Annotated in this window: 28 protein-coding genes; 7 read left to right on the forward strand and 21 right to left on the reverse strand. The window is 58.6% G+C overall.

Annotated elements, in window-relative coordinates; all coding sequences use genetic code 11:
- Positions 1 to 73 precede the first annotated feature (73 nt).
- Positions 74 to 2194 carry a mechanosensitive ion channel family protein gene (locus tag CPH89_RS06745; protein WP_053258259.1) on the reverse strand — a complete coding sequence of 707 codons (2121 nt, stop codon included), beginning with the start codon at positions 2192 to 2194 and terminating at the stop codon, positions 74 to 76.
- A gap of 176 nt (positions 2195 to 2370) precedes the next feature.
- On the opposite strand from CPH89_RS06745, the gene CPH89_RS06750 reads away from it, so the two are divergent.
- The 4 genes from CPH89_RS06750 (at position 2371) to CPH89_RS06765 (ending at position 6667) form a co-directional block, all read left to right on the forward strand.
- Positions 2371 to 3573: an MFS transporter gene (locus tag CPH89_RS06750; RefSeq protein WP_053258260.1), complete on the forward strand. Its 1203-nt coding sequence runs from the start codon at positions 2371 to 2373 to the stop codon at positions 3571 to 3573.
- 109 nt (positions 3574 to 3682) lie between these two features.
- Positions 3683 to 4462 carry an endonuclease/exonuclease/phosphatase family protein gene (locus CPH89_RS06755; RefSeq protein ID WP_053258261.1) on the forward strand — a complete coding sequence of 260 codons (780 nt, stop codon included), beginning with the start codon at positions 3683 to 3685 and terminating at the stop codon, positions 4460 to 4462.
- On the forward strand, positions 4459 to 5721 hold the full coding sequence (clsB, locus tag CPH89_RS06760; RefSeq protein ID WP_053258262.1) for a cardiolipin synthase ClsB: 1263 nt from the start codon (positions 4459 to 4461) through the stop codon (positions 5719 to 5721). The genes CPH89_RS06755 and clsB overlap by 4 nt, the downstream gene beginning before the upstream one ends.
- Positions 5711 to 6667, forward strand: coding sequence for a lysylphosphatidylglycerol synthase domain-containing protein (locus CPH89_RS06765; protein ID WP_053258263.1), 957 nt, complete (start codon positions 5711 to 5713; stop codon positions 6665 to 6667). Before clsB ends, CPH89_RS06765 begins: the two co-directional genes overlap by 11 nt.
- Before the next feature lie 32 nt (positions 6668 to 6699).
- Here CPH89_RS06765 and CPH89_RS06770 read toward each other — a convergent pair whose 3' ends face one another.
- Entirely contained in the window at positions 6700 to 7455 is a 756-nt protein-coding gene (locus tag CPH89_RS06770) for an alpha/beta hydrolase family protein (protein WP_053258264.1), read from the reverse strand.
- On the reverse strand, positions 7445 to 8554 hold the full coding sequence (locus CPH89_RS06775) for a DUF3182 family protein (RefSeq protein WP_053258265.1): 1110 nt from the start codon (positions 8552 to 8554) through the stop codon (positions 7445 to 7447). The genes CPH89_RS06770 and CPH89_RS06775 overlap by 11 nt, the downstream gene beginning before the upstream one ends.
- A gap of 242 nt (positions 8555 to 8796) precedes the next feature.
- On the opposite strand from CPH89_RS06775, the gene CPH89_RS06780 reads away from it, so the two are divergent.
- On the forward strand, positions 8797 to 9360 hold the full coding sequence (locus CPH89_RS06780) for a cysteine hydrolase family protein (protein WP_053258266.1): 564 nt from the start codon (positions 8797 to 8799) through the stop codon (positions 9358 to 9360).
- 21 nt (positions 9361 to 9381) lie between these two features.
- On the opposite strand, the gene tam is transcribed toward CPH89_RS06780, so the two are convergent.
- Positions 9382 to 10143, reverse strand: coding sequence for a trans-aconitate 2-methyltransferase (tam, locus tag CPH89_RS06785; protein ID WP_053258267.1), 762 nt, complete (start codon positions 10141 to 10143; stop codon positions 9382 to 9384).
- A 101-nt stretch (positions 10144 to 10244) separates the two neighbouring features.
- Here tam and CPH89_RS06790 point away from each other — a divergent pair, with 101 nt between their 5' ends.
- Positions 10245 to 11153 carry a LysR family transcriptional regulator gene (locus CPH89_RS06790; RefSeq protein WP_053258268.1) on the forward strand — a complete coding sequence of 303 codons (909 nt, stop codon included), beginning with the start codon at positions 10245 to 10247 and terminating at the stop codon, positions 11151 to 11153.
- 66 nt (positions 11154 to 11219) lie between these two features.
- Here the strand turns inward: CPH89_RS06790 and CPH89_RS06795 are convergent, their stop codons facing one another.
- Positions 11220 to 11747 (reverse strand): single-stranded DNA-binding protein, encoded by a 528-nt coding sequence (locus CPH89_RS06795; protein ID WP_010467282.1) that lies wholly within the window; start codon positions 11745 to 11747, stop codon positions 11220 to 11222.
- Positions 11748 to 11756: 9 nt separating this feature from the next.
- The gene (locus CPH89_RS06800) at positions 11757 to 13151 is read right to left on the reverse strand and encodes an MFS transporter (RefSeq protein ID WP_053258269.1); all 1395 of its coding nucleotides are present in this window, start codon (positions 13149 to 13151) and stop codon (positions 11757 to 11759) included.
- Positions 13152 to 13329: 178 nt separating this feature from the next.
- On the opposite strand from CPH89_RS06800, the gene uvrA reads away from it, so the two are divergent.
- Positions 13330 to 16164: an excinuclease ABC subunit UvrA gene (gene uvrA / locus CPH89_RS06805; protein ID WP_053258270.1), complete on the forward strand. Its 2835-nt coding sequence runs from the start codon at positions 13330 to 13332 to the stop codon at positions 16162 to 16164.
- A gap of 65 nt (positions 16165 to 16229) precedes the next feature.
- Here uvrA and bfr read toward each other — a convergent pair whose 3' ends face one another.
- From bfr to rpsH, 15 genes are all read right to left on the reverse strand, one after another.
- Positions 16230 to 16694, reverse strand: a complete 465-nt coding sequence (gene bfr / locus CPH89_RS06810) for a bacterioferritin (RefSeq protein ID WP_053258271.1) — start codon at positions 16692 to 16694, stop codon at positions 16230 to 16232.
- Positions 16695 to 16849: 155 nt separating this feature from the next.
- Entirely contained in the window at positions 16850 to 18289 is a 1440-nt protein-coding gene (locus tag CPH89_RS06815) for a catalase (RefSeq protein WP_211264821.1), read from the reverse strand.
- A gap of 249 nt (positions 18290 to 18538) precedes the next feature.
- Positions 18539 to 18925 (reverse strand): 50S ribosomal protein L17, encoded by a 387-nt coding sequence (rplQ, locus tag CPH89_RS06820; RefSeq protein ID WP_003176402.1) that lies wholly within the window; start codon positions 18923 to 18925, stop codon positions 18539 to 18541.
- 41 nt (positions 18926 to 18966) lie between these two features.
- Positions 18967 to 19968, reverse strand: a complete 1002-nt coding sequence (locus CPH89_RS06825) for a DNA-directed RNA polymerase subunit alpha (RefSeq protein ID WP_003176403.1) — start codon at positions 19966 to 19968, stop codon at positions 18967 to 18969.
- 22 nt (positions 19969 to 19990) lie between these two features.
- Positions 19991 to 20611 (reverse strand): 30S ribosomal protein S4, encoded by a 621-nt coding sequence (gene rpsD / locus CPH89_RS06830; protein WP_003210056.1) that lies wholly within the window; start codon positions 20609 to 20611, stop codon positions 19991 to 19993.
- A gap of 18 nt (positions 20612 to 20629) precedes the next feature.
- Positions 20630 to 21019 carry a 30S ribosomal protein S11 gene (gene rpsK, locus CPH89_RS06835; RefSeq protein ID WP_002555466.1) on the reverse strand — a complete coding sequence of 130 codons (390 nt, stop codon included), beginning with the start codon at positions 21017 to 21019 and terminating at the stop codon, positions 20630 to 20632.
- 30 nt (positions 21020 to 21049) lie between these two features.
- The gene (gene rpsM, locus CPH89_RS06840) at positions 21050 to 21406 is read right to left on the reverse strand and encodes a 30S ribosomal protein S13 (protein WP_003210063.1); all 357 of its coding nucleotides are present in this window, start codon (positions 21404 to 21406) and stop codon (positions 21050 to 21052) included.
- Between the two features lie 129 nt (positions 21407 to 21535).
- A complete protein-coding gene (rpmJ, locus tag CPH89_RS06845; protein ID WP_002555468.1) occupies positions 21536 to 21652 on the reverse strand; it encodes a 50S ribosomal protein L36 in 117 nt (38 codons plus the stop codon).
- Between the two features lie 28 nt (positions 21653 to 21680).
- Positions 21681 to 23009, reverse strand: a complete 1329-nt coding sequence (gene secY / locus CPH89_RS06850) for a preprotein translocase subunit SecY (RefSeq protein ID WP_016969470.1) — start codon at positions 23007 to 23009, stop codon at positions 21681 to 21683.
- On the reverse strand, positions 23010 to 23447 hold the full coding sequence (gene rplO, locus CPH89_RS06855; RefSeq protein ID WP_003176407.1) for a 50S ribosomal protein L15: 438 nt from the start codon (positions 23445 to 23447) through the stop codon (positions 23010 to 23012).
- A gap of 3 nt (positions 23448 to 23450) precedes the next feature.
- Positions 23451 to 23627: a 50S ribosomal protein L30 gene (rpmD, locus tag CPH89_RS06860; protein WP_003176408.1), complete on the reverse strand. Its 177-nt coding sequence runs from the start codon at positions 23625 to 23627 to the stop codon at positions 23451 to 23453.
- Positions 23628 to 23629: 2 nt separating this feature from the next.
- Positions 23630 to 24130 carry a 30S ribosomal protein S5 gene (gene rpsE, locus CPH89_RS06865; RefSeq protein WP_003176409.1) on the reverse strand — a complete coding sequence of 167 codons (501 nt, stop codon included), beginning with the start codon at positions 24128 to 24130 and terminating at the stop codon, positions 23630 to 23632.
- Positions 24131 to 24133: 3 nt separating this feature from the next.
- A complete protein-coding gene (gene rplR, locus CPH89_RS06870; protein ID WP_017135964.1) occupies positions 24134 to 24484 on the reverse strand; it encodes a 50S ribosomal protein L18 in 351 nt (116 codons plus the stop codon).
- Between the two features lie 10 nt (positions 24485 to 24494).
- The gene (gene rplF, locus CPH89_RS06875; RefSeq protein WP_003176412.1) at positions 24495 to 25028 is read right to left on the reverse strand and encodes a 50S ribosomal protein L6; all 534 of its coding nucleotides are present in this window, start codon (positions 25026 to 25028) and stop codon (positions 24495 to 24497) included.
- 12 nt (positions 25029 to 25040) lie between these two features.
- The gene (gene rpsH, locus CPH89_RS06880; protein WP_010566853.1) at positions 25041 to 25433 is read right to left on the reverse strand and encodes a 30S ribosomal protein S8; all 393 of its coding nucleotides are present in this window, start codon (positions 25431 to 25433) and stop codon (positions 25041 to 25043) included.
- Positions 25434 to 25634: the final 201 nt, after the last annotated feature.

Here is a 25634-nt window from a genome sequence, read left to right on the forward strand (position 1 = left end):
ATTCCAACCGTGTACTCGGTCGAGTGTGGGAGCCGGGCTTGCCCGCGATGAGGCCCGACCAGCCGCCCCAGAGCTACTGGGTACGCGGCTGCTCCGTCAACACCCGCGATGCCGGCACCTCTTCATCCGGCTCATCCACCCGCGCCGTGCGCTTGGGCAACAGCACCTGCTGTGGATAAGTCTGCGCGAAGTGCACCGCATCGCAGTTATCCACAAGCTTTTTCAAGCGTTGGTTAAACGCGCGACTCACCGCATATTGCCCGCCCGACACCGTTCGGAATTGCGCGGTGAGCACCACGCCGTTGAGGTCCATCTTGTCCACGCCAAAGACTTCCAGCGGCCCTTGCAGGTTGTACTTGAGGAACACGTCATCGCCGATCGATTGCCCGGTCTCGCGGATCAGTTCCACGGCTTTGTCCACATCGGTGTCATAGGTGAACTGCACCGAGAAGAACGCATAGGCAAATTGCCGCGACTGGTTGGTGACCGCCTTGATCTGCCCGAACGGCACCGAGTGCACGAACCCCTTGCCGTCGCGCAGGCGCAGGGTGCGGATGGTCAGGCCTTCGACGGTGCCGGCGTGGCCGGAGTCGAGCACCACCCAGTCGCCGATGGACAACGTGTCTTCGATGATGATGAACAGGCCCGTGATGACGTCCTGTACCAGTTGCTGGGAACCGAAACCGATGGCCAGGCCGACCACACCGGCACCGGCCAGCAGCGGCGCCACGTTAATGCCAAGGTTGGCCATCGTGGTGATCGCGCAAATCACCACCAGCACAATTTTCACCGCGTTACGCAGCAGCGGCAGGATGGTTTTGACCCGCGTGCTCGGCTGGCGGCTGGAGCGTTTGTTCACCGGTGGCTTGAGCGCCTCCTGGATCGCGGTGTCGAGTACCACCCAGAACAACCAGGTCATCAGCAGGATCAGGCCGATACTGCTGAGCGAATCGCTGATCGCCCGGCCGACTGCGTTGCGCTGGGCAAATTCGAACAGCGACACGCCCCAGATGCGCCCAAGCAGTTCGATAAAGGCGATGGCCATCGCAATGCGCAAGATCGCGTGTAGCAGGCTGAGGAAGCGCTCCTTGTAGGCACTGCTGCGTTGGATCGCCACCTGGCTGCGGGACTTGAACAGGTGCTGTAAAACCGTGCTGAGGAACACCGTGCCGATCAACAGAATCGTGGTGAACAGCGCGCAACGCAGCGCCTTCTGGTTGTCGTCACCGGCACCGATCAGGTTGATTGCCGAGACCAGCACCATCAACAGAATCGGCCAGTACCACAGCCCGGAAAACACCCGCAGCGATTGCTGCAGCGCCGGGTGCTTGAGGCGCTGGGCCAACGGCCGGTTGCGGATCAAATGCGCGACCGGGCGACGCAGACGCACCACCAGCACGCCGAAAATCACCGCGGCAAACAGGCCGGTAAAGACCGCGATGCTGCTGGTGATATTGCCGCCGAGCTGGCGGGCGATTTGCGGGCTGGTCAACGCGTCGCTGAGGGCGGCGAGAAAGCCGATCAGGAACAGCGGCTTGGGGCAGTAGTCACGAATGATCTGCACCGCCGGGCGCTTGTGGCCGAGGTTGAACATGACGATCACGCACAACAGCATCGAGGTGGAAAAGATCCCGCTGCTGGTGGCGTAGGCGAAACACAGCGCCAGCGCGCGCCCCACTGACGTGGGTAAAAAGTGGCTGACGTAGAGGGTCAGCGGCAGGCAGATCAGCGCCGGGATTGTATACGGCAACACATACCCAAGCACCGCTTGCAGACGCGCGCGCCGCTCGACGAAACGCCGCCGACTCAAGCGCCGCACGATGACGTGCGCCAGCAGCGTCAACACCGCAAAGGCCCCCGCCCACACGCCGGACAGCAACAGGAAATCGCCTGCCACGCTCCACGGCGAACGTTCGGCGGTCTGGTTGACCAGGCGCCCCACTTCATCCGCCGCACGGTCGGCGCGCAAGCGCCAGGCGTCAATGAGGTTCTGATTGAGGTCGAGTTTGTCCTGCACGTCGTCAATGCTGGAGCTGATGGCCCCCAACAGGCCGCCTTCCACCAACAGCTCGGGCTTGGTTTCGGCTGCGGCTGTGGCCGGTGCGGCGGCGGGCGCCGGTGTCGCGGCTTGCAACGCACCATTGCCAAAGAACAGCAGCGCGCCAAACAGTAATGCAGTTTTTAGATTCAGCAAAACACCGGGCTCCATCAGCAGGGTCTGTAAGGAACTGACGGGTTTGAGCCTTGATCGTTCCCCCCGTTCGGCACCTTTGCGCCCAGGGCAAATATCAAATGCCGATCGCTGCCTTTTTCCGCATAGGACAAACCCAGACACTGCGCTCCTGAATCACACCCACCGGAGTTGCAGCCATGCCTATTGCGTTGCTCGCGCTGACCCTCAGCGCTTTTGCCATCGGGACCACCGAGTTCGTCATCGTTGGCCTGTTACCCACAATCGGCGCCGATCTCGGCGTTGACCTGCCGTCCGCCGGCCTGTTGGTCAGCCTCTATGCCTTGGGCGTAGCCATCGGCGCGCCAGTGCTCACTGCCCTCACCGGCAAGGTGCCACGTAAATTACTCCTGCTGTCGCTGATGGTGCTGTTTACCCTCGGCAACCTGCTGGCCTGGCAGGCACCGAGCTATGAATCGCTGGTACTGGCGCGGATCGTCACCGGCCTGGCCCACGGGGTGTTTTTCTCGATTGGCTCAACCATCGCCACCAGCCTGGTGCCGAAGGAAAAAGCCGCCAGTGCGATTGCGATCATGTTTACCGGCTTGACCGTCGCGCTGGTCACCGGCGTGCCGCTGGGCACCTTTATCGGCCAGCACTTCGGCTGGCGGGAAACCTTCCTCGCCGTCTCGGCGCTGGGTGTGCTCGCCTTTATCGGCAGTTTGATCTACGTGCCGAACACCATCGCCCACAGCAAACCCGCATCCCTGCTGCAACAACTGCAGGTGCTCAAGCAGCCGCGCTTGTTGCTGGTGTACGCCATGACCGCCATCGGCTACGGCGGTTCGTTTATCGCGTTTACCTTCCTGGCCCCCATCCTCCAGGACATCGCGGGCTTCAGCGCCGGCACTGTGAGCCTGGTATTGCTGGTGTATGGCATCTCGGTAGCCGCCGGGAATATCTGGGGCGGCAAGCTGGCGGATAAACGCGGCCCGATCAGCGCGTTGACAATCATCTTTGCGCTGCTCGCCGCGGTGCTGTTCATCCTGTCCCTGACCGCCAGCAACCCATGGTTGGCGCTGGCCACCGTATGGGTGTGGGGCGCAGTCGCGTTCGGCAATGTGCCGGGCCTGCAGGTGTACGTGGTGCGCCAGGCCGAACATCACACGCCACAGGCGGTGGATGTTGCCTCGGGCTTGAACATCGCCGCGTTTAACCTGGGAATCGCCGGGGGCGCGTGGGCCGGCGGCTTGATCGTGGCGCACATGGGGCTGATCCATACCGCATGGATCGGCGGCCTGGTGGTGTTGGTCGCCCTCGCGCTGACCGCCTGGAGCGGCCGCCTTGACCGACGGGGACCGGTGTATGCCGAGCCCTCGACGCGCGTGATGGCCGGCCACTGATCCCGCCGTGTCTTGAGCGTGCCGTCCGTAGGAAGGTGGAAACTTTCCTCGAAACATCGCAGTCAGCCTTAAACGGGGGCCACGCCCCCACTCTTTCACAGGAGCAATCATGGCTGCGATTCCCGACTGGGTGCCCATTACCCCCAGCGTCGCCATCACGCGCTTCACGGTGCTGACGGTCAATATCCACAAGGGCTTCACTGCGTTGAATCGACGTTTCATTCTGCCAGAGCTGCGTGAAGCGGTGCGCAGCGTGGGCGCCGATATCGTATTCCTGCAGGAGATTCACGGCACTCACGAACGCCACCCTCAGCACTACAGTGACTGGCCGAACATGCCGCAGTACGAATTCCTCGCCGACAGCATCTGGCCGCAATTCGCCTACGGTCGCAATGCGGTCTACCCGCATGGCGACCATGGCAATGCGCTGCTGTCGAAATTCCAGATCATCCGCTACGACAACCTCGACATTTCGCAAAGCGGCCATGAAAACCGTGGCCTGCTGCATTGTGTGCTGCGCTTGCCCGGCTCCGGGCAGGAGGTGCATGCGATCTGCATGCACCTGGGCCTGCGCGAGGCGCATCGCCAGCAACAATTGCGCTTGCTGGAGCAGCGCATTCGCGAGATCCCCGCCGATACGCCGCTGATCGTCGCCGGTGATTTCAACGACTGGCGCCAGCAGGCTGACCTGAGCCAGAGCGGCCTCAAGGAAGTGTTCGTCGAAACCCACGGCAAGCCCGCCCGGACCTTCCCGGCACGCCTGCCGTTGCTGCCGCTGGATCGCATCTATGTGCGCAACTTGAACATTCGTAACCCCAAGGTGCTGACGACCCGGCCGTGGTCGCATTTGTCTGACCATGTGCCGCTGTCAGTGGAGATCGAGTTATGAACGTTGCGGTAGAACACATCGCCACCGACCAGCCGCCGGATGAAGCGAAAGCGCGTGATCTTGATTACGGCTGGCAGAGCAACAACCAGATCGAGTTGCTGGAAAACGGCGAGGCGTACTTTCCGAGCGTCTTCGACGCCATGCGCAAGGCGCAGCGGGAGATTCTGCTGGAGACCTTTATCCTGCTTGAAGACAAGGTCGGCCATGAGTTGCAGGGCATTCTGATAGAGGCGGCGCAACGTGGCGTGAAGGTGGTGGTCAGCCTCGATGGGTTTGGCTGCGGCGAACTGAGCCCGGCCTTTCTCGGCGAGCTGGCAGCGGCGGGTGTGGAGGTGCAGATGTTTGACCCGGCACCAAAAATGTTGGGGGTTCGCACCAACTGGTTTCGCCGCCTGCATCGCAAGATTGTGGTGGTGGACGCCACCGTGGCGTTTATCGGCGGGATCAACTTTTCTGCCGACCACCTCGGGGATTTCGGCCCCGAAGCCAAACAGGATTATGCGCTGCGATTGACAGGCCCGGCGGTGGCCGACCTGCATCATTTCGCCCTTGCACAAAGTGGTCGCCAGGTGCGCACGCGGCGCGGCTGGCGGCGGCGCCAGCAACGGCCCGCGCTGTGGACAACTGATAATAGCGACGGGCTGGTGCGCCTGATCTACCGCGACAACGTGCAGCATCGCGACGACATCGAAGAAGCGTATATCCACGCGCTGAGCAAGGCCCAGCAACGTGTGGTAATCGCCAACGCGTATTTCTTTCCCGGCTACCGCCTGCTGCGCGAAATTCGCAACGCCGCGCGCCGTGGCGTGCAGGTGCAATTGATCATGCAGGGCCAGCCTGATGTGCTATTGGCCAAGCTGGCGGCGCGCATGCTCTATGACTATTTGCTCAAGGACGGCGTGGTGATTCACGAGTATTGCCAACGCCCGCTGCACGGCAAAGTCGCGCTGGTGGATGACCATTGGAGCACCGTGGGTTCAAGCAACCTCGACCCGTTGAGCCTGTCGCTGAACCTGGAAGCCAACGTGCTGATTCGCGACCGCGCCTTCAACCAACAGCTGTATGAACGCTTGGCCATCCTCGCCAAAGACCATTGCCGGACCATGCCGGAAAACCGCAAGCCACGGCTGTGGCTGTGGCGATTGACCGTCGGTTTCCTGGTATTTCATGTGATGCGCCATTTCCCCGCGCTGACGGGTTGGCTACCGGCGCATAAACCCCGTTTGAAACCATTCCAGAGCCAGCCCGATGAACGCTGATACTGAGGGTTCGCGATTCAAACGCTGGAAGAAGCCGCTGACGATTGGCTTCTTCCTGCTGCTGATCGTGCTGTTCACCCTGCTGGCGCGGCGCATCGACTGGAGCGAAGTGCTGCAGACGCTCGGCGACTTCAAGCTGCGCACATTGTTGATGGCCGGTGGGCTGACCTTGTGCAGTTTCCTCGTCTACGCCAGCTTCGACCTGATCGGGCGCACCTATGTTCGCCAGCCATTGCGCTGGAAGCAGATCTTGCCGGTGGGGATCATCAGCTACGCGTTCAACCTCAACCTGAGCGCGTGGGTCGGCGGGATCGCCATGCGTTACCGGCTGTACTCGCGGCTCGGGGTGAGCACCAGCAATATCGCGAAGATTCTTGGGCTGAGCCTGGCGACCAATTGGTTTGGTTACATGGCATTGGCCGGCGTGGTGTTCAGCAGCGGCTGGGTGACGATGCCGCCGGGCTGGAAGGTCAGCACCGATGCGTTGCAGGGCATTGGTGTGTTGCTGGTGCTGGCCAGTCTCGGGTATCTGGCGGCCTGCCGGTTTTCGAAAAAACGCGCGTGGTCGATCAAAGGCATCGAGATCAATTTACCGTCGCTGCGCATGGCGTGTTTGCAGTTAGCGTTGGGCGCGTTGAATTGGTCATTGATGGCGGCGGTGATCTTTACCTTGTTGCCGGCCAAGTTGGACTATCCGTTGGTGCTGGGGGTCCTGCTGATCAGCGCGATTGCCGGGGTCATCACCCATATCCCGGCCGGGCTGGGGGTGCTGGAGGCGGTGTTTATCGCGCTGATGCAACATGAAGCGTCGCGCGGCAGTTTGCTTGCCGGGTTGATTGCCTACCGGGCGATCTACTTTATTTTGCCGCTGCTGATTGCGCTGGTCATGTACCTCGCGGTCGAAGCCAAAGCCAAAGCGTTGCGGGTGAAGAAAACCCCTGCTTGACCAGGTGTTGAAGGCGCCCCAAAGCGCCGCCGTTATTGGGATTGGATGATGCTCAAGCGCTCGCCCACGACCATCTCGGTAATCCAGTCGACCAGGATCGACGTGTAGGCCTGCTGCGACACCGGATCGCTGAGCGAATGGTCTGCGCCGTCGATGATGCGGTGGGTCAAGGAGTGGGTCTGCTGGCATGCCGCGCGATAGCTCATGATGGTGGCGTGCGGCACGTGGTCATCGGTTTGCGATTCGACAATTAGCACATCGCCGGTGAATTGCGCACAGGCATGCAGGGCGCGGTTGGTTTCGGCGTGCACCCGTGTGCTGCGGTAATCCATCAGGTCGGTCTTATCCAGGTCGCGCTTGGGTTTGAGCCATTCCTGATCACGGTAAAGCGCCGGTACCCGCAGCGCCAGCCAACGCACCGGGCGCAATGAGGTGAGAATCGCCGCCAGGTAGCCACCATAACTGGTGCCCACCACCGCCACCGCCGAGGTGTCGATGGCCGGGTGTGACAGCAACCGGTCATACGCGGCCAACAGGTCGCGCAGGTTGTCTTCGCGAGTGACGCGGGACAACGGGATACCGGTGCTCGCATGCCCACGCAGGTCGAACGTCAGGCACACACACCCCAAGCCGGCGATGCCTTTGGCCCGCTCCAGGTCGCGTTCCTGGCTACCGCCCCAGCCGTGCACAAACAGCACGCCTGGCACCTTCGATTTGGGGGTCAGGAACGTGCCGCTCATCTGTTCGTCGTCGATATCGATCGCAATGCTTTCGCTTCTAGCCGTCATAAGAATTAACCGTCACATACTTGAGAAGAAAGTCGCTGTTTTCGGCCGGGCCGCGGTACACCTCAATGGCATCCGCCGGCAGCGCCTGGTCCACGTAGGTTTCCACCGAGGACACACGAATAGCGCGCAGGCCGGGGTTATTGATGAAGCTCTGCAGCGCCGCGACCTCTGCGCTGCTGGCGCCCCCCATGCGCCAGGACTGTTCAAGCACGCCGCTGCGGCGTTGGCCATCACTGTCCAGGCCTTGGGCGATGTCGTAATTGCGTCGTGACGCGTAGAAACCAGGGTAGGCCTGGTTGGCGGCGCTGTCGAAAACCCGCGCCTGCTCGATGGCCTCACGCACGTCGGCGGGCAGGTCGAGCATTAACAAGTCCTCGTAAGCACCGGGCACCACCAGTAAGTCGGAGCCGCCGTAGACGTCTTCGCCCTGCCCGTCCTGAGTGAGGTATTGCTCGCCGCAGTAGCTGAACAGGTGATCGCCGATAAAACTCTGGCCCACGCTATGGGTGACTACCTCGTGCAGGTCTTGCTCCAGCACCACGCCCTCACTGAACAACTGCGCTGCATCGGGCCGGGCCAGCAGGGCCTCGAATGCGTCGACACTGTGGATAACTTCCTGGCCGCGCCCAGCGCAGGCATGCACGGGCTTCAGACGAATCGGCCCGCGACTGAGCAAGCGCCTGGCAGCGGGCCGCGCATCCTGCAACGCGAACACACTGAAACCCTCAAGAACAACGTCGCGCACGCGCTCGCCAAACAACGGCGACCAGCCCTCAGGCGCCGTGGCATCCGGGCTTAACAGGCCATGAGTGATGGCTTTGGTGCAGATAAAATCGTAATCGACATAGCCACCCCACAGGTCTTGCGGCCCTTTTACATTCAGCCGCAGTGCTTGGGCCGCGCCGATCAGGGTTTGCGTGGGCAACAGATACAGGTCACGGTCGCTATGGCGTTGGGGGTCATAGCTGCCGCCGAATTTAAGCCCGAGTATCTGCGCCAGCCATCGCGCCAAGGCGCGGTTGGTGTCGACTTCGTGCTGCGGCGCACCGTCTCTCGTGGAGTGAGCAACCACCCATTTTTTTCGTTGAGTCGGGGTCATGCGTCCCCCTTGGCCATCCTGCCATGTGTGTGTGTGCAGAGAGGGTTGCACGGATCAAGCCAAGGCGCGGCGGAACAGGAGGGTTGTTAAATCAATCCGTTACTGAAAAAGTAATGGCAGTAGGCCTGCCTGATTCTGCACGAAGCCGCGCTAAATACGCGGCGTTCTGCACGACTCGCCCCGCCCTCTTCTCCGGCGCCAGCTAAGATACTGGGCCTATCCACCCATCATGAGAACCCGTTATGGCCAAGCAAGCGCTCATCCTGATCGACATACAAAACGACTACTTCCCCCAGGGCAAGTGGCCGCTCGACGGCGTAGAGGCTGCGGCGGACAAGGCAGCCCAGCTACTGCAGGCGTTTCGTCAGGCGGGCGATGCCGTGATTCATGTACGCCATGAGTTCACCTCCGAAGACGCGCCTTTCTTCACGCCGGGTTCCGAGGGCGCGCACCTGCACGCCAAGGTGCTGAACGAAGGCAGTGAGCCAGTGGTGCTTAAACACTTCGTGAATGCGTTTCGCGGCACCGATCTACAGGCCGTCCTGGAACAACGCGCCATCACCGAAGTGGTGGTGGTTGGGAGCATGAGCCATATGTGCATCGACGGCGTCGTGCGCGCGGCCGCGGACCTGGGCTACAAGGTCACGTTGATTCACGATGCGTGTGCTACGCGGGATCTGGAGTTCAACGGGCAGGTGATTCCGGCGGCCCAAGTGCAGGGGGCTTTTATGGCATCGCTGGGCTTTGCCTACGCCAGCGTGATGTCGGCGGATGAGTATCTGCAGAGCCAAGCGGCGGCTGTGTGACCACCGCTTGTTTGCCGGGTTTCAGCGCGTTGCGATGATGAACAGGCGCGGGAAGGGCAGTAACACGGTGCCATCGGCCAGGGCTGGGTAGGCCTGGGTAATCCGCGCCTGGTAGTCCTGCAGGAACGCGGTTTTTTCGCTATCGGACAATGGCGCGAGAAACGGCCGTAACGCCGAAGCCTTGAACCACTCCACCACTGCCGCATGATCCGCCAGCGGGTGCAGGTAAGTGGTGCGCCACACGTCGACAGTGCTGCAATGTTTGCTCAGCAGCTCGTAGTAGTAGCTCGCTGTGTGCCGCTCATTGTGTTTAACCGCGCCAATCTTTACCGACCATGGCCCTTCGGCCGCGACTGCGCGAGCGAGTCGATGGGCAGGCTCGTCGAGGTTATCCGGAGTCTGCACCGCCAGTGTGCCGCCCAGCGTCAGTTGGTTGATCAGGTGCGGATAGAGCGTGGCGTGATTCGGCAGCCATTGCAGGGAAGCGTTGGCCAGAATCACGTCGAAGGTGTGTGCGGGATTCCAGGCGCCGATATCCGCCAATTCGAAGTTCAGTGCCGGCAGGCGCTTGCGGGCATCGACCAACATATCGTCGGAACTGTCCATACCGGTGACGTGCGCCTGCGGGAAGCGTGCGGCCAATACCTCAGTGGAATTGCCAGGGCCGCAGCCCAGGTCGACGGCGGTGCGCACGTCGGTTGCGGGAATCGCCGCGACCAGGTCACGGACCGGACGCGTACGTTGTTGTTCAAACATCGTGTACTGCTTGGCTGACCAGGTCATCGCGGCGCTCCTTCTTTTTGAGGTTGGCGACAGCCTAAATCTTGTGAGCCATGAGAACAAATGCCAGGATTGGCGACCTCCCATACCTTGAAAGTATGCCTATGTTGGAACTTCGCCAGCTTAAAGCCTTCGTGGCGATTGCCGAGGAAGGCTATATCACCCGCGCCGCAGAACGCCTGGGCATGCAACAACCGCCGCTGACGCGAATGCTGCAAAGCCTGGAAGCCGAACTCGGCGTTGTATTGATGGAGCGTTTGCCTCGCGGTGTGCGCCCGACCACGGCTGGACTGGCGTTGCTGGATGAAGCGCGCGCACTCCTGGCGCGGGCCGACGATGTAGCCGATGTGGTTCGTCGCGCGGCTCGGGGTGAACGGGGCCGACTGGCGATTGGGTTTACCAGCTCGGCGGCACTGCATCCTTTTGTGCCCAGCATAGTGCGGCTGTTTCGCGAAACCTTTGTCGGTGTCTCGGTGGTGCTGGAAGAAGCCGGCACCGGTGAGCTGCTGGACGCGCTGGCCCATGAAAAACTCGATGCCGCGTTTATCCGCTCGCCGCTCACTGGCACCCGCTCGCTGCAGGACGAACCGATTCTGGTGGAACCCATGTTGCTGGCGCTGCCGACCGACCATCCGCTGGCACTCGACGCTCTATCACCCCTGCCCTTGGCCGCCCTGGCAACCGAAGCGTTTGTGCTTTACCGCCGCCGCGTAGGGCTGGGTTTGTATGACGCAATTCTGGTGGCCTGCCGGGAAGCCGGGTTCAGCCCGCAAGTGGTCCAGGAGGCACCGCGCATGACCGCGACGCTGAGCCTGGTGGCGGCGGGCCTTGGGGTATCTATCGTACCGGCGTCGATGAAACGGTTGCGCGGCGACGGCATTGTTTATCGCGAACTCACGGAGTGCCGCAGCCTGGTAGCGCCGTTGCATTTGGCGACGCGCCTCGGTGACGGCTCGGCGGTTTTGCAGCGTTTCAAGGAGCTGGTAGTGACAGCGGCTGCGAGGGAGGCTTGAGCATGGGCAATAAAAAACCCCCGAGGCTTGGCCATCGGGGGTTTCGCGCGTTCCGGGTCTGAGACCTTAGAACGGGATATCGTCATCAAAGCTGTCGAAATCCGGAGCAGGCTGTGGAGCGGCCTGTTGTGGAGGCGGTGCCTGACGCGATTGTTGCGGTGCCGACTGCTGCGGGCGCGGAGCCTGCTGGCGTGGGGCCGGAGCGGACTGCTGGTAGTTATTGCCCCCGCCTTGTTGATCGCCCTGCTGTGGACGGCCGCCCAGCAGTTGCATGGTGCCTTGCATGTCGACCACGATTTCAGTGGTGTAACGCTTGATGCCGTCTTTTTCCCACTCGCGGGTTTGCAGTTTGCCTTCGATGTAGACCTGCGAACCTTTGCGCAGGTATTCACCGGCGATCTCTGCAACCTTGCCGAACATCGACACGCGGTGCCATTCGGTCTTCTCGACCTTCTGGCCGGTCTGCTTGTCAGTCCACTGTTCGCTGGTCGCCAGACTCAGGTTGGTCACGGCGTTACCGTTAGGCAAGTAGCGAACTTCGGGATCCTGGCCGCATGTACCGACCAATATGACTTTGTTAACCCCACGGGCCATAACGTTCTCCTAAGCTGGGCGCGCTGTCGGCACTGGGTTGACCAGTTGCTCGAGCGTCGCGCGATCCAATAATTCGGTGTCCAATTTGATGTAAATGGCCGCCTCTTCAGCGACCACTACTGCATCTGTTACCCCGACGACGGCCTTCAGGCGCTCTACCAGGCCAGCTTCACGAATTGCTTCGGGCGACAACGGCAGGCGCAGACTTGTGACGTACGGAGGTTCGCGCATGGTAACAGCAAAGGCCAGCCAAAGTGCAGCCAGCCCGGCGCATCCGAGGAACACAACCGACAAACCGCCATGCTGGAACATCCAGCCACCCATGATGCCGCCCAGCGCCGAACCGAGGAACTGGCTGGTGGAATACACCCCCATGGCCGTGCCCTTGCCGCCCGCCGGTGAAACTTTACTGATCAGCGAAGGCAACGAAGCCTCCAGCAGGTTGAACGCGGTGAAGAACACCACGGTGCCGATTACCAGCGCCCGCAGGCTGTCGCCGAATTTCCAGAAGAATAGCTCAGTGAGCATCAATGTCGCGACGGCGCCCAGGAGAACTCGTTTCATTTTGCGTTTCTTCTCGCCGTAGATGATGAACGGGATCATGGCGAAGAACGAGATCAACAGCGCGGTCAGATAGACCCACCAGTGCTGCTCCTTGGGCAGGCCGGCTTTTTCGACCAGTGCCAGGGGCAGCGCGACGAAGCTGCACATCAGCATCGCGTGCAATACGAAGATACCTAAATCCAGGCGCAGCAGGTCCGGGTGCTTGAGGGTCGGCAGCAATGCTTTGCGTGCGACGCCGGATTCGCGGTGCTGCAGCGTGCCGGTGGAGCGCGGCACCATGAACGCAACGATCACGATCCCGAACAGCGCCATACCGCCGGTGGCGAGGAACAGTCCGTGCAAACCAAAGGCACGTGTCAGCAACGGGCCGACAACCATCGCCACTGCGAACGACAAGCCGATGGTCATGCCGATCATGGCCATGGCCTTGGTACGGTGTTGCTCGCGGGTCAGGTCCGAAAGCAGCGCCATGACGGCGGCGGAAATCGCGCCGGCGCCTTGCAGCACGCGCCCGGCAATCACGCCCCAGATCGAATCTGACTGAGCCGCGAGCACGCTGCCGAGGGCGAACACGATCAGCCCCAGGTAAATCACCGGCCGCCGGCCGATACGATCGGAAATGATCCCGAACGGAATCTGAAAAAGTGCCTGGGTCAGGCCATAGGCGCCAATCGCCAGGCCGATCAGGGCGGGGGTCGCGCCTGCGAGATCCATTCCATAGGTCGCCAGCACCGGCAACACCATAAACATGCCAAGCATACGGAAGGCGAACACCAGGGCCAGACCGCTTGCTGCTCGGGTCTCGCCGCTACTCATGCGTTCGCTGTGGGGATCGTGCATGGAAAAACCTCGTGTGAACCGGCGGCGATTCTACCAGTCCCATCGATAGAGAGGGTATATGCGGCGCTTTGCCGCGCAGCTTTCATGTAAGGCTGCACCCGGCACTTTGACAGTGTATATTCATCCAGTCTTTAGCCGTATACTCCTGCATTATTTACGCCCGCCGTGCGAGGCCATCTTGGACAAGATCCTGATTCGTGGGGCTAGAACCCACAACCTGAAGAACATCGACCTGACCCTGCCCCGGGACAAACTGATCGTCATCACCGGCTTGTCCGGGTCCGGCAAATCGTCCCTGGCGTTCGACACGCTGTATGCCGAAGGTCAACGTCGCTATGTAGAGTCGCTGTCGGCGTATGCCCGGCAATTCCTGTCGATGATGGAAAAACCTGACGTCGACACCATTGAAGGTTTGTCGCCGGCGATTTCCATCGAGCAGAAGTCGACTTCCCATAACCCACGCTCCACCGTGGGCACCATCACCGAAATCTACGACTACCTGCGTCTGCTGTATGCGCGCGTAGGCATTCCGCGCTGCCCGGACCACGACATTCCCCTGGAAGCCCAGACTGTCAGCCAAATGGTTGACCTGGTGCTGGCCCAGCCCGAGGGCGCCAAGCTGATGCTGCTGGCGCCGGTCATTCGCGAGCGCAAGGGCGAACACCTTTCGGTCTTCGAGGAACTGCGCGCCCAGGGTTTCGTGCGCGCGCGCATCAACGGCAAGCTCTATGAGCTGGACGAAGCGCCGAAGCTCGACAAGCAGAAGAAGCATTCGATTGATGTAGTGGTCGATCGCTTCAAAGTGCGCGCCGACTTGCAGCAGCGTTTGGCGGAATCGTTCGAAACCGCACTGAAGCTGGCGGATGGCATTGCGCTGGTCGCGTCGATGGATGACGAGCCGGGTGAAGAGATCATCTTCTCCGCACGTTTCGCCTGCCCGATCTGCGGCCACGCCATCAGCGAACTGGAACCCAAGCTGTTTTCGTTCAACAACCCGGCTGGCGCCTGCCCGACCTGTGATGGCCTGGGGGTTAAACAGTTCTTCGACATCAAGCGCCTGGTCAATGGTGACCTGACATTGGCGGAGGGTGCCATACGCGGCTGGGACAGGCGTAACGTCTATTACTTCCAGATGCTCGGGTCATTGGCGTCCCACTATAAGTTCAGCCTGGAAGTGCCATTCAACCAACTGCCGGCAGAACAGCAGAAAGTCATCCTGCATGGCAGTGGTTCGCAGAACGTCGACTTCAAATACCTGAACGACCGTGGCGATATCGTCAAACGCTCGCACCCGTTCGAGGGCATCGTGCCGAACCTGGAGCGACGCTATCGCGAAACCGAATCGGCGAGCGTGCGCGAGGAGTTGGCCAAGTTCCTCAGTACCCAACCGTGCCCGGACTGCCGGGGTACACGCCTGCGTCGCGAGGCGCGCCATGTGTGGGTCGGTGAGAAGACCTTGCCGGCGGTGACCAACCTGCCGATTGGCGATGCCTGCGAATACTTTGGTGTGCTCAAGCTGACCGGACGTCGTGGGGAAATTGCCGACAAGATACTCAAGGAAATCCGCGAGCGCTTGCAGTTCCTGGTCAACGTTGGCCTGGATTATCTGTCCCTGGATCGCAGCGCCGACACGCTGTCTGGCGGTGAAGCCCAGCGGATTCGGTTGGCCAGCCAGATTGGTGCCGGCCTGGTGGGCGTTTTGTACATCCTTGATGAACCGTCGATTGGCTTGCATCAACGCGACAATGACCGCCTTCTGGGAACGCTTAAACACCTGCGGGATATCGGTAACACCGTGATCGTGGTCGAGCATGATGAAGACGCGATTCGCCTGGCGGATTATGTGGTCGACATTGGCCCGGGTGCAGGTGTGCACGGTGGGCACATCGTCGCCGAAGGCACACCTGCCGAAGTGATGGCTCATCCGGATTCGCTGACCGGCAAGTACCTGTCCGGCCGGGTGAAGATCGAAGTGCCCGCCAAGCGTACACCGCGTAACAAAAAGATGGCGTTGCACCTCAAGGGCGCGCGCGGCAACAACCTGCGCAATGTGGACCTGGAAATCCCTCTCGGCCTGCTGACCTGTGTGACCGGCGTTTCCGGCTCTGGCAAGTCGACGCTGATCAACAACACGCTGTTTCCGCTGAGTGCCACCGCCCTGAATGGTGCCACTACGCTGGAGGCCGCTGCACACGACAGCATCAAAGGCCTGGAACACCTGGACAAGGTGGTCGATATCGACCAAAGCCCGATTGGCCGCACACCGCGTTCCAACCCGGCGACCTATACCGGGTTGTTCACGCCGATACGCGAACTGTTTGCGGGTGTGCCGGAGTCTCGCTCACGCGGTTACGGGCCTGGCCGGTTCTCGTTCAACGTGAAGGGCGGGCGCTGCGAAGCGTGCCAGGGCGATGGCCTGATCAAGGTTGAGATGCACTTTCTGCCGGACATCTACGTGCCGTGCGATGTGTGCAAGAGCAAGCGCTATAACCGCGAAACCCTGGAGATCAAGTACAAGGGCAAAAGCATCCACGAAACCCTGGAGATGACCATCGAGGAAGCCCGGGTGTTCTTCGACGCGGTGCCTGCATTGGCGCGCAAGCTGCAGACATTGATGGATGTAGGCCTGTCGTACATCAAGCTGGGGCAGTCGGCGACCACCTTGTCCGGTGGTGAGGCGCAGCGAGTGAAGCTGTCTCGCGAGCTGTCCAAGCGCGATACCGGCAAGACGCTGTACATCCTCGATGAGCCGACTACGGGCTTGCACTTTGCCGATATTCAGCAATTGCTGGACGTGCTGCACCGCTTGCGTGACCACGGCAACACAGTGGTGGTGATCGAGCACAACCTTGATGTGATCAAGACCGCCGACTGGCTGGTGGACCTCGGGCCGGAAGGCGGCTCCAAGGGTGGCCAGATCATCGCGGTGGGTACGCCGGAACAGGTCTCGGAGATGCCGCAGTCACATACCGGCTACTACTTGAAGCCGTTATTGGCGCGCGACAAAGCCTGATTGGTCGGGCGCATGAAAAAGCCCCTGTCACGTTGCGGTGACAGGGGCTTTTTTGTAACCGGGAATCAGAACTGCGATTGCAGGTAATTTTCCAGGCCAACCAGCTTGATCAGACCCAGCTGCTTTTCCAGCCAGTAAGTGTGATCTTCTTCGGTGTCGTTCAACTGGACTCGCAAAATTTCGCGAGTGACATAGTCGCTGTGTTGCTCGCAGAGCTCGATGCCCTTGCAGAGTGCGGCACGCACCTTGTACTCCAGGCGAAGGTCAGCGGCGAGCATGTCAGGCACTGTGGTGCCCACATCCAGGTCGTCTGGACGCATACGCGGCGTGCCTTCGAGCATCAGAATGCGGCGCATCAGTGCGTCGGCGTGCTGTGCCTCTTCTTCCATCTCATGGTTGATACGCTCATAGAGCTCGGTAAAGCCCCAGTCTTCGTACATGCGCGAATGGATGAAATATTGGTCACGAGCTGCCAGTTCGCCCGTCAGCAACGTGTTGAGGTAATCGATTACGTCGGGGTGACCTTGCATCGCCCTACATCTCCCTGCTTGAAAGTCTGTAGTTTGAACCATGATGACCCGGAGGTCACGGGATCAACGGCAGAAAAGTGAAGATTTGTGGTGAAAAGTAGCTGAAATAACGCAAAAACCGCCCAAATGAGGGCGGTTCTGCTTATCGTTTAGAGTCAGTTAATGGTTACGCCCAATCCTCTTGCGATACGTTGGCCGTAATCAGCATCAGCTTTTACAAAGTGTTGCAGCTGCCGCTGGACCACATCACTGGTCACTCCAGCCATGGCACCGACAATGTTGTTGATCAGCAGAGTTTTCTGACCATCGTCCATCAAGCGGTACAGCGCACCGGCATGGCTGTAGTAGTCGGTATCCTCACGCTGATCATAACGATCTGCCGCACCATTCAATGCCAAAGGCGGCTCGGCATACTGAGGCGCTTGTTGGGGCGTACCCGCGACGCTGTTTGGCTCGTAGTTAGGCGCCGCACCACCGTAACCAAAGGACATGGAACCGTCACGCTGATTAGTATTGACGGGACTCAATGGCGAATTGATCGGCAACTGCTGGTGGTTGGTACCAACACGATAACGGTGAGCATCGGCATAAGCGAAAACACGGCCTTGAAGCATGCGGTCTGGTGACAGCCCCACACCCGGGACCATGTTGCTTGGACCAAAGCATGCCTGCTCAACCTCAGCGAAGTAATTCACTGGATTACGGTTCAGCTCCAGCTCGCCAACCTCGATCAACGGAAACTCCTGCTGCGACCAGGTTTTGGTCACATCGAAGGGGTTTTCGTAATGAGCAACGGCCTGAGCTTCGGTCATGATCTGGATATTGACACTCCACTTCGGAAAATCACCGCGCTGAATCGCGTCAAACAGGTCACGCTGAGCGTAATCAGGGTCAGTGCCGGCAATGCGGGTTGCCTCCTCGGGAGTCAGGTTCTTGATACCTTGCTTGGTTTTGTAGTGCCATTTGACCCAGTGGCGCTCGCCTTTGGCATTGATCAAGCTGTAGGTATGACTACCGAAGCCATGCATATGACGATAGCCATCTGGAGTGCCACGGTCCGAAAACAAAATTGTGATTTGGTGCAATGCCTCGGGAGAGAGAGACCAGAAGTCCCAGACCATCTGCGCACTTTTCAGGTTCGTTTGCGGCACACGCTTTTGGGTGTGGATGAAGTCCGGGAACTTCAGCGGGTCGCGAATAAAGAACACCGGCGTGTTGTTGCCCACGATGTCCCAGTTACCTTCTTCGGTATAGAACTTCAAAGCGAAACCACGCGGATCACGCGCGGTATCCGCCGAACCACGCTCGCCACCCACGGTGGAGAAACGCAGGAACGTAGGTGTCTGTTTGCCAACGGTTTCAAACAGCTTGGCGCGGGTGTACTGGGTGATATCGCGGGTAACCGTGAACGTACCGTGGGCGCCAGAACCTTTGGCATGTACACGGCGCTCAGGAATATTCTCACGGTTGAAATGCGCGAGCTTCTCGATCAGATGAAAATCATCAAGGAGCAAAGGACCGCGCGGGCCGGCGGTACGGGAGTTCTGGTTATCCGCGACGGGTGCGCCGCTGGCGGTAGTAAGGATATTACTCATGCTCAATCTTCCTCAGGTCAGGCTAAGAACTGCCGGCTAATCGGCTTGGAGGGAGTATTGACCATCAAGATGACACCATCAAATGCATTAAATCATGGACTTTGATAGAAAATAACTAACGAACCGTCCTGGCAAATAGCTTTGGTTTAGTAAGAGCGTCGCGGTAGCGACCTGAAGAATATAGAAGGCTTTTCTACCGCCCACAAAAAACCGGGCACTAGGCCCGGTTTTTCGTTGCAGACTGTCGTCTTACTCGGCGCTTACAGCTTCGCCGGCAGTAGCACGATCAACCAACTCGACGTACGCCATAGGCGCGTTGTCGCCAGCGCGGAAACCGCACTTGAGGATGCGCAGGTAGCCACCCTCACGGGTAGCGTAACGCTTGCCCAGGTCGTTGAAGAGCTTACCAACGATAGCTTTCGAACGAGTACGGTCGAAAGCCAGACGGCGGTTAGCCAGGCTGTCTGTCTTGGCCAAAGTGATCAGCGGCTCAGCAACGCGACGCAGTTCTTTAGCTTTCGGCAGTGTAGTTTTGATCAGCTCGTGCTCGAACAGCGACACCGCCATGTTTTGGAACATGGCCTTGCGGTGCGAGCTGGTACGGCTCAGGTGACGACCACTTTTACGATGACGCATGGTTCATTCCTTACCAAACTCACGTTCGGTGATTACGACGATCAGGCAGTCGCCTTGTCGTCCTTCTTAAGACTTGCAGGCGGCCAGTTGTCGAGGCGCATGCCGAGGGACAGACCGCGGGAGGCCAGAACGTCCTTGATTTCAGTCAAGGATTTCTTGCCCAGGTTCGGAGTCTTCAACAGTTCTACTTCGGTACGCTGAATCAGGTCGCCGATGTAGTAAATGTTTTCCGCCTTAAGGCAGTTAGCCGAACGTACAGTCAGTTCCAGATCGTCAACCGGGCGAAGCAGGATCGGATCGATCTCGTCTTCCTGCTCGATTACCACTGGTTCGCTGTCACCTTTGAGGTCGACGAACGCAGCCAACTGCTGTTGCAGGATGGTTGCAGCGCGGCGGATAGCCTCTTCAGGATCCAGAGTACCGTTGGTTTCCAGATCAATAACCAGCTTGTCCAGGTTAGTACGCTGCTCGACACGGGCGTTTTCCACCACGTATGCGATGCGGCGAACCGGGCTGAACGAAGAGTCAAGCTGCAAGCGACCAATGCTGCGGCTTTCGTCTTCATCGCTCTGACGCGAGTCGGCCGGTTCATAACCACGACCACGAGCTACAGTGAGCTTCATGTTCAGGGCGCCGTTAGACGCCAGGTTAGCGATTACGTGATCGGGATTAACGATCTCGACATCATGATCCAGCTGAATATCGGCAGCGGTAACCACCCCCGAACCCTTCTTCGACAAGGTCAGCGTAACTTCGTCACGGCCGTGCAGCTTGATAGCCAGACCTTTAAGGTTCAACAGGATTTCAATTACGTCTTCCTGTACACCTTCGATGGCGCTGTACTCGTGGAGCACACCGTCAATCTCGGCCTCGACTACTGCACAGCCGGGCATTGAGGACAACAGGATGCGGCGCAGCGCGTTGCCCAGGGTGTGGCCAAAACCACGCTCGAGAGGCTCGAGAGTGATCTTGGCGCGGGTTGGACTGACAACCTGCACATCAATGTGGCGGGGTGTCAGGAACTCATTTACCGAAATCTGCATGGATGCACCTATTTTCTAGCCCTTACTTGGAGTAGAGCTCGACAATCAGGCTTTCGTTGATGTCGGCGGACAGATCACTGCGAGCAGGAACGTTCTTGAAAACGCCCGACTTCTTCTCAGTGTCTACTTCTACCCATTCTACGCGGCCACGTTGGGCACACAGATCGAGAGCTTGGACAATGCGAAGTTGGTTTTTTGCTTTCTCGCGAATCGCGACAACGTCACCAGCACGAACCTGGTACGACGGAACGTTAACGGTTTGGCCGTTTACGCTGACGGATTTGTGCGATACCAGCTGACGGGATTCGGCACGAGTCGAACCAAAGCCCATACGGTATACAACGTTGTCCAGACGGCATTCGAGCAGTTGCAGCAGGTTTTCACCGGTTGCACCTTTCTTGCCAGCAGCTTCTTTGTAGTAGCCGCTGAACTGACGCTCGAGAACGCCGTAAATACGACGGACCTTCTGCTTTTCACGCAGTTGGGTGCCGTAATCGGACTGGCGACCGCGGCGTTGGCCGTGGATACCAGGTGCTGCTTCAATGTTGCACTTCGATTCGATCGCGCGCACGCCGCTCTTCAAGAAGAGATCGGTGCCTTCGCGACGAGCGAGTTTGCATTTTGGACCAATGTAACGAGCCATTCTTTACAATCTCCTGGATTACACGCGGCGCTTCTTCGGCGGACGGCACCCGTTGTGCGGGATTGGCGTCACGTCGGTGATGCTGGCGATCTTATAGCCACAGCCGTTCAAAGCACGGACAGCAGACTCACGACCTGGACCTGGACCTTTGACGTTAACGTCGAGGTTTTTCAGGCCGTATTCCAGCGCAGCTTGACCAGCACGTTCAGCAGCTACTTGAGCAGCAAACGGGGTGGACTTGCGGGAACCGCGGAAACCCGAACCACCAGAGGTAGCCCAAGACAGCGCGTTACCTTGACGGTCGGTGATGGTCACGATGGTGTTGTTAAAAGATGCATGGATGTGGGCGATGCCATCAACCACTGTCTTTTTAACTTTTTTACGAGGACGAGCAGCAGGTTTTGCCATGATAATTTTCCTGTCGATTCGCGTGGGCGATTACTTGCGGATCGGCTTACGCGGACCTTTACGGGTACGCGCGTTAGTCTTGGTACGCTGACCGCGTACTGGAAGACCACGACGATGACGCAGACCACGGTAGCAACCGAGGTCCATCAAACGCTTGATTTTCATGTTGATTTCGCGACGCAGGTCACCTTCAGTGGTGAACTTCGCCACTTCGCCACGCAACAGCTCAATCTGCTCGTCGCTCAGATCTTTGATCTTAGCGGCTGGGTTTACCCCAGTGTCTGCGCAAATTTTCTGCGCAGTAGTGCGACCAACACCATAGATGTAGGTCAGCGAGATAACAGTGTGCTTGTTATCTGGAATGTTAACGCCTGCAATACGGGCCATTCAGTGGGACTCCAATTGACAGCTACCTACGCCCCGGAAGCCAAGAAATAGGGCGCGAGATAATATCGCTGTAATAACAAATAATCAACCCGGCAGCGCACTAGCTGCCGGGCTTCAAGCGGATCACACTCAGCCTTGGCGCTGTTTGTGACGCGGTTCCGCGCTGCAAATTACTCGAACAACACCTTCGCGGCGAATAATCTTGCAGTTACGGCACAGCTTTTTCACCGATGCACGAACTTTCATCACCAACTCCTCGAACCTTATGGGGTACTCAGCGCAACATGCCGCTGCCGTAGCCCTTCAGGTTGGCTTTCTTCATCAGGGATTCGTACTGGTGCGAAACGAGGTGCGATTGTACTTGGGACATGAAGTCCATCACAACCACGACCACGATCAGCAACGAGGTCCCGCCAAGGTAGAACGGAACGTTTGCTGCAACCACCAGGAACTGGGGAAGCAAGCACACGGCCGTCATATATAGAGCACCGAACAGGGTCAAACGAGTCAAAACGCCATCAATGTAGCGTGCAGACTGCTCACCTGGACGGATGCCCGGAATAAAGGCACCGGACTTCTTCAGGTTTTCCGCTACGTCTTTCGGATTGAACATCAACGCCGTATAGAAGAAGCAGAAGAAAATAATCCCTGCACTAAACAGCAGAATATTCAACGGCTGACCAGGAGCGATCGACTGAGAGAGGTCCTGCAGCCAGCCCATATTTTCAGACTGACCAAACCAGGTACCCAACGAAGCCGGAAACAGCAAAATGCTGCTCGCGAAAATTGCCGGAATAACACCGGCCATATTCACTTTCAGCGGCAAGTGGCTGGTCTGCGCAGCAAAAACCTTACGGCCCTGCTGACGCTTGGCGTAGTGAACAGCAATACGACGCTGGCCACGCTCAATGAACACCACAAAACCGATAATCGCTACTGCCAGCAAACCGATGGCAACCAGAGCGAAGATGTTGATATCACCCTGACGTGCAGACTCGAAAGACTGCCCAATTGCTCTCGGAAGACCGGCGACGATACCTGCGAAAATCAACATCGAGATACCGTTACCAACACCACGCTCAGTAATCTGCTCACCCAGCCACATCATGAACATCGCACCAGCCACAAACGTGGATACCGCGACGAAATAGAAGCCAAAGTCACCAGTGAACGCAACGCCCTGCCCCGCCAGACCAACGGACATGCCGATAGCTTGAACCAGGGCGAGGACGACAGTGCCGTAGCGGGTGTACTGGCTAATCTTGCGACGGCCAGCTTCACCTTCCTTCTTCAACTGCTCCAGCTGCGGGCTGACGGCGGTCATCAGTTGCATGATGATCGATGCCGAAATGTACGGCATGATCCCCAGTGCAAAGATGCTCATCCGTTCCAGCGCGCCGCCGGAAAACATGTTGAACAAGCTAAGAATGGTCCCCTCATTCTGTCGAAACAGGTCTGCGAGTCGGTCCGGGTTGATACCTGGAACCGGGATGTGTGCGCCTATTCGGTAGACGATAATCGCCAGGAACAGAAAACGCAGACGAGCCCAAAGTTCAGACATACCGCCTTTGCCGAGCGCTGAGAGAGCACCTTGCTTAGCCATTTATTCCTCGAACTTGCCGCCAGCTGCTTCGATAGCCGAACGCGCACCTTTGGTGGCGCCGATTCCCTTGCCGATAGTGACAGCGCGAGTCACTTCACCGGACAGCATGATTTTCACACGCTGTACGTTGACGTTGATCACGTTGGCATCTTTCAGGGTCTGCACAGTAACGATGTCGCCTTCCACTTTAGCCAGCTCGGACAGACGCACTTCTGCGCGGTCCATGGCTTTCAGGGATACGAAACCGAACTTAGGCAGGCGACGATGCAGCGGCTGTTGACCGCCTTCAAAGCCTGGAGCGATGGTGCCACCGGAGCGGGAGGTTTGACCTTTGTGGCCACGGCCACCAGTCTTACCCAAACCGCTACCGATACCACGGCCCGGACGATGCTTTTCGCGACGGGAACCCGGCGCTGGACTCAGATCATTGAGTTTCATCGATTAACCCTCTACACGCAGCATGTAGTAAGCCTTGTTGATCATCCCGCGATTCTCGGGAGTATCCTGGACTTCTACAGTGTGACCGATGCGACGCAGACCCAAACCTTTAACACACAGTTTGTGGTTAGGGATGCGGCCGGTCATGCTTTTGATCAGCGTTACTTTAACGGTAGCCATGATCAGAAGATCTCCTTGACAGTCAGACCACGCTTCGCAGCGATGGACTCAGGAGATTGCATAGCTTTCAAACCTTTGAAAGTGGCGTGAACCACGTTTACCGGGTTAGTCGAGCCGTAGCACTTGGCCAGAACGTTCTGAACGCCAGCAACTTCGAGGACAGCACGCATAGCGCCGCCAGCGATGATACCGGTACCTTCAGAAGCAGGCTGCATGTACACCTTCGAAGCGCCATGGGCGGACTTCATTGCGTACTGCAGCGTGGTGCCGTTCAGATCAACTTGGATCATGTTGCGACGAGCAGCTTCCATTGCCTTCTGGATCGCAGCAGGCACTTCACGTGACTTGCCACGGCCGAAGCCAACGCGCCCTTTACCATCACCAACCACGGTCAACGCGGTGAAAGTGAAGATACGGCCGCCTTTAACGGTTTTGGCTACGCGGTTAACTTGAACCAGCTTCTCAATGTAGCCTTCGTCGCGCTTTTGGTCGTTATTTGACATAACTTAGAACTCCAGCCCAGCTTCACGAGCAGCATCAGCCAGCGCTTTCACGCGACCGTGGTACTTGAAGCCAGAGCGGTCGAAAGCCACTTGCGAGACGCCCACGGCCTTAGCACGTGTAGCGACCAGCTGGCCAACCTTTGTGGCCGCGTCGATGTTGCCGGTGGCACCATCACGCAGTTCTTTATCCAAAGTCGAGGCGCTTGCCAGGACTTTGTTGCCGTCGGCCGAGATGACCTGGGCGTAGATGTGCTGCGACGAGCGGTACACGCAGAGACGCACGACTTCGAGTTCGTGCATTTTCAGGCGTGCTTTGCGAGCGCGACGCAGTCGAGTAACTTTTTTGTCGGTCATTTGCTATGCCCTACTTCTTCTTGGCTTCTTTACGACGGACGACTTCGTCCGCGTAGCGCACACCTTTGCCTTTGTACGGCTCTGGTGGACGGAAGTCGCGGATCTCAGCGGCCACCTGACCTACCAGCTGCTTATCAATACCCTTGATCAGGATATCGGTTTGGCTAGGGGTCTCAGCGGTGATGCCTTCCGGCAGTTCGTAATCCACTGGGTGCGAGAAGCCAAGGGCAAGGTTCAAAACCGTGCCTTTTGCTTGCGCTTTGTAACCAACACCGACCAGCTGGAGCTTGCGCTCGAAGCCTTGGCTTACGCCTTGGACCATGTTGTTTACCAACGCACGCGTGGTACCGGCCATTGCGCGAGTTTGTTGATCGCCATTGCGAGCAGCGAAACGCAGCTCACCAGCTTCTTCAACGATCTCAACGGACGAATGGATGTTCAGTTCAAGAGTGCCCTTGGCACCCTTCACCGAAAGCTGTTGGCCTGCGAATTTTACTTCGACACCGGCTGGCAGCTTAACGGGGTTCTTAGCGACGCGAGACATGCTTATCCCCCCTTAGAACACAGTGCAAAGAACTTCGCCGCCGACACCGGCAGCGCGCGCAGCACGATCCGTCATCACACCTTTGTTGGTGGAGACGATAGACACGCCCAGACCGCCACGAACTTTCGGCAGATCTTCAGCGGACTTGTACTGACGCAGGCCTGGACGGCTAACGCGCTTCACTTCTTCGATGACCGAACGGCCTTCGAAGTACTTCAGCTCGATGGACAGCAGTGGCTTGGTTTCGCTGCTGATCTGATAACCCGCAATGTAGCCTTCGTCTTTCAGGACTTTGGCAACAGCTACCTTCAACTTGGAAGATGGCATGCTTACGACGGACTTTTCAGCCATCTGGGCATTACGGATACGAGTTAGCATGTCCGCTAACGGGTCCTGCATACTCATGGGCTAGACGCTCCTAATACAAAAAAATTAGCCTTGCGGCTACATATGTCGCCGAGAATCTCCGGGCATAAAAAACACGGGCTCAGGCGAGCCGCGTATTTTAGACATACTCCGGAAATGAAACAAGCCCCAAAAGGGGCTTGATCCAGATTCAAGGTCACCGGCGGTCAGTATCTTGCGATTCTGCCCACCTGGACGTTG

It is taken from the genome of Pseudomonas fluorescens, from assembly GCF_900215245.1.
GTDB lineage: Bacteria > Pseudomonadota > Gammaproteobacteria > Pseudomonadales > Pseudomonadaceae > Aquipseudomonas > Aquipseudomonas fluorescens.

Coding starts and splice junctions, on each gene's coding strand:
- rplQ (WP_003176402.1), bottom strand. CDS start 18,925: ATGCGTCATCGTAAAAGTGGTCGTCACCTGAGCCGTACCAGCTCGCAC.
- rpsD (WP_003210056.1), bottom strand. CDS start 20,611: ATGGCTCGTTACATTGGTCCAAAATGCAAACTCGCTCGTCGCGAAGGC.
- CPH89_RS06815 (WP_211264821.1), bottom strand. CDS start 18,289: ATGAGTAATATCCTTACTACCGCCAGCGGCGCACCCGTCGCGGATAAC.
- CPH89_RS06795 (WP_010467282.1), bottom strand. CDS start 11,747: ATGGCCCGTGGGGTTAACAAAGTCATATTGGTCGGTACATGCGGCCAG.
- clsB (WP_053258262.1), top strand. CDS start 4,459: ATGAACGTTGCGGTAGAACACATCGCCACCGACCAGCCGCCGGATGAA.
- CPH89_RS06825 (WP_003176403.1), bottom strand. CDS start 19,968: ATGCAGATTTCGGTAAATGAGTTCCTGACACCCCGCCACATTGATGTG.
- CPH89_RS06770 (WP_053258264.1), bottom strand. CDS start 7,455: ATGACGGCTAGAAGCGAAAGCATTGCGATCGATATCGACGACGAACAG.
- CPH89_RS06790 (WP_053258268.1), top strand. CDS start 10,245: ATGTTGGAACTTCGCCAGCTTAAAGCCTTCGTGGCGATTGCCGAGGAA.
- CPH89_RS06775 (WP_053258265.1), bottom strand. CDS start 8,554: ATGACCCCGACTCAACGAAAAAAATGGGTGGTTGCTCACTCCACGAGA.
- rpmJ (WP_002555468.1), bottom strand. CDS start 21,652: ATGAAAGTTCGTGCATCGGTGAAAAAGCTGTGCCGTAACTGCAAGATT.
- rpsH (WP_010566853.1), bottom strand. CDS start 25,433: ATGAGTATGCAGGACCCGTTAGCGGACATGCTAACTCGTATCCGTAAT.
- bfr (WP_053258271.1), bottom strand. CDS start 16,694: ATGCAAGGTCACCCCGACGTAATCGATTACCTCAACACGTTGCTGACG.
- rpmD (WP_003176408.1), bottom strand. CDS start 23,627: ATGGCTACCGTTAAAGTAACGCTGATCAAAAGCATGACCGGCCGCATC.
- tam (WP_053258267.1), bottom strand. CDS start 10,143: ATGACCTGGTCAGCCAAGCAGTACACGATGTTTGAACAACAACGTACG.
- rpsK (WP_002555466.1), bottom strand. CDS start 21,019: ATGGCAAAACCTGCTGCTCGTCCTCGTAAAAAAGTTAAAAAGACAGTG.
- secY (WP_016969470.1), bottom strand. CDS start 23,009: ATGGCTAAGCAAGGTGCTCTCTCAGCGCTCGGCAAAGGCGGTATGTCT.
- CPH89_RS06765 (WP_053258263.1), top strand. CDS start 5,711: ATGAACGCTGATACTGAGGGTTCGCGATTCAAACGCTGGAAGAAGCCG.
- CPH89_RS06750 (WP_053258260.1), top strand. CDS start 2,371: ATGCCTATTGCGTTGCTCGCGCTGACCCTCAGCGCTTTTGCCATCGGG.
- CPH89_RS06755 (WP_053258261.1), top strand. CDS start 3,683: ATGGCTGCGATTCCCGACTGGGTGCCCATTACCCCCAGCGTCGCCATC.
- rplR (WP_017135964.1), bottom strand. CDS start 24,484: ATGACCGACAAAAAAGTTACTCGACTGCGTCGCGCTCGCAAAGCACGC.
- rpsM (WP_003210063.1), bottom strand. CDS start 21,406: ATGGCCCGTATTGCAGGCGTTAACATTCCAGATAACAAGCACACTGTT.
- CPH89_RS06800 (WP_053258269.1), bottom strand. CDS start 13,151: ATGCACGATCCCCACAGCGAACGCATGAGTAGCGGCGAGACCCGAGCA.
- rpsE (WP_003176409.1), bottom strand. CDS start 24,130: ATGTCAAATAACGACCAAAAGCGCGACGAAGGCTACATTGAGAAGCTG.
- rplF (WP_003176412.1), bottom strand. CDS start 25,028: ATGTCTCGCGTCGCTAAGAACCCCGTTAAGCTGCCAGCCGGTGTCGAA.
- CPH89_RS06780 (WP_053258266.1), top strand. CDS start 8,797: ATGGCCAAGCAAGCGCTCATCCTGATCGACATACAAAACGACTACTTC.
- rplO (WP_003176407.1), bottom strand. CDS start 23,447: ATGAAACTCAATGATCTGAGTCCAGCGCCGGGTTCCCGTCGCGAAAAG.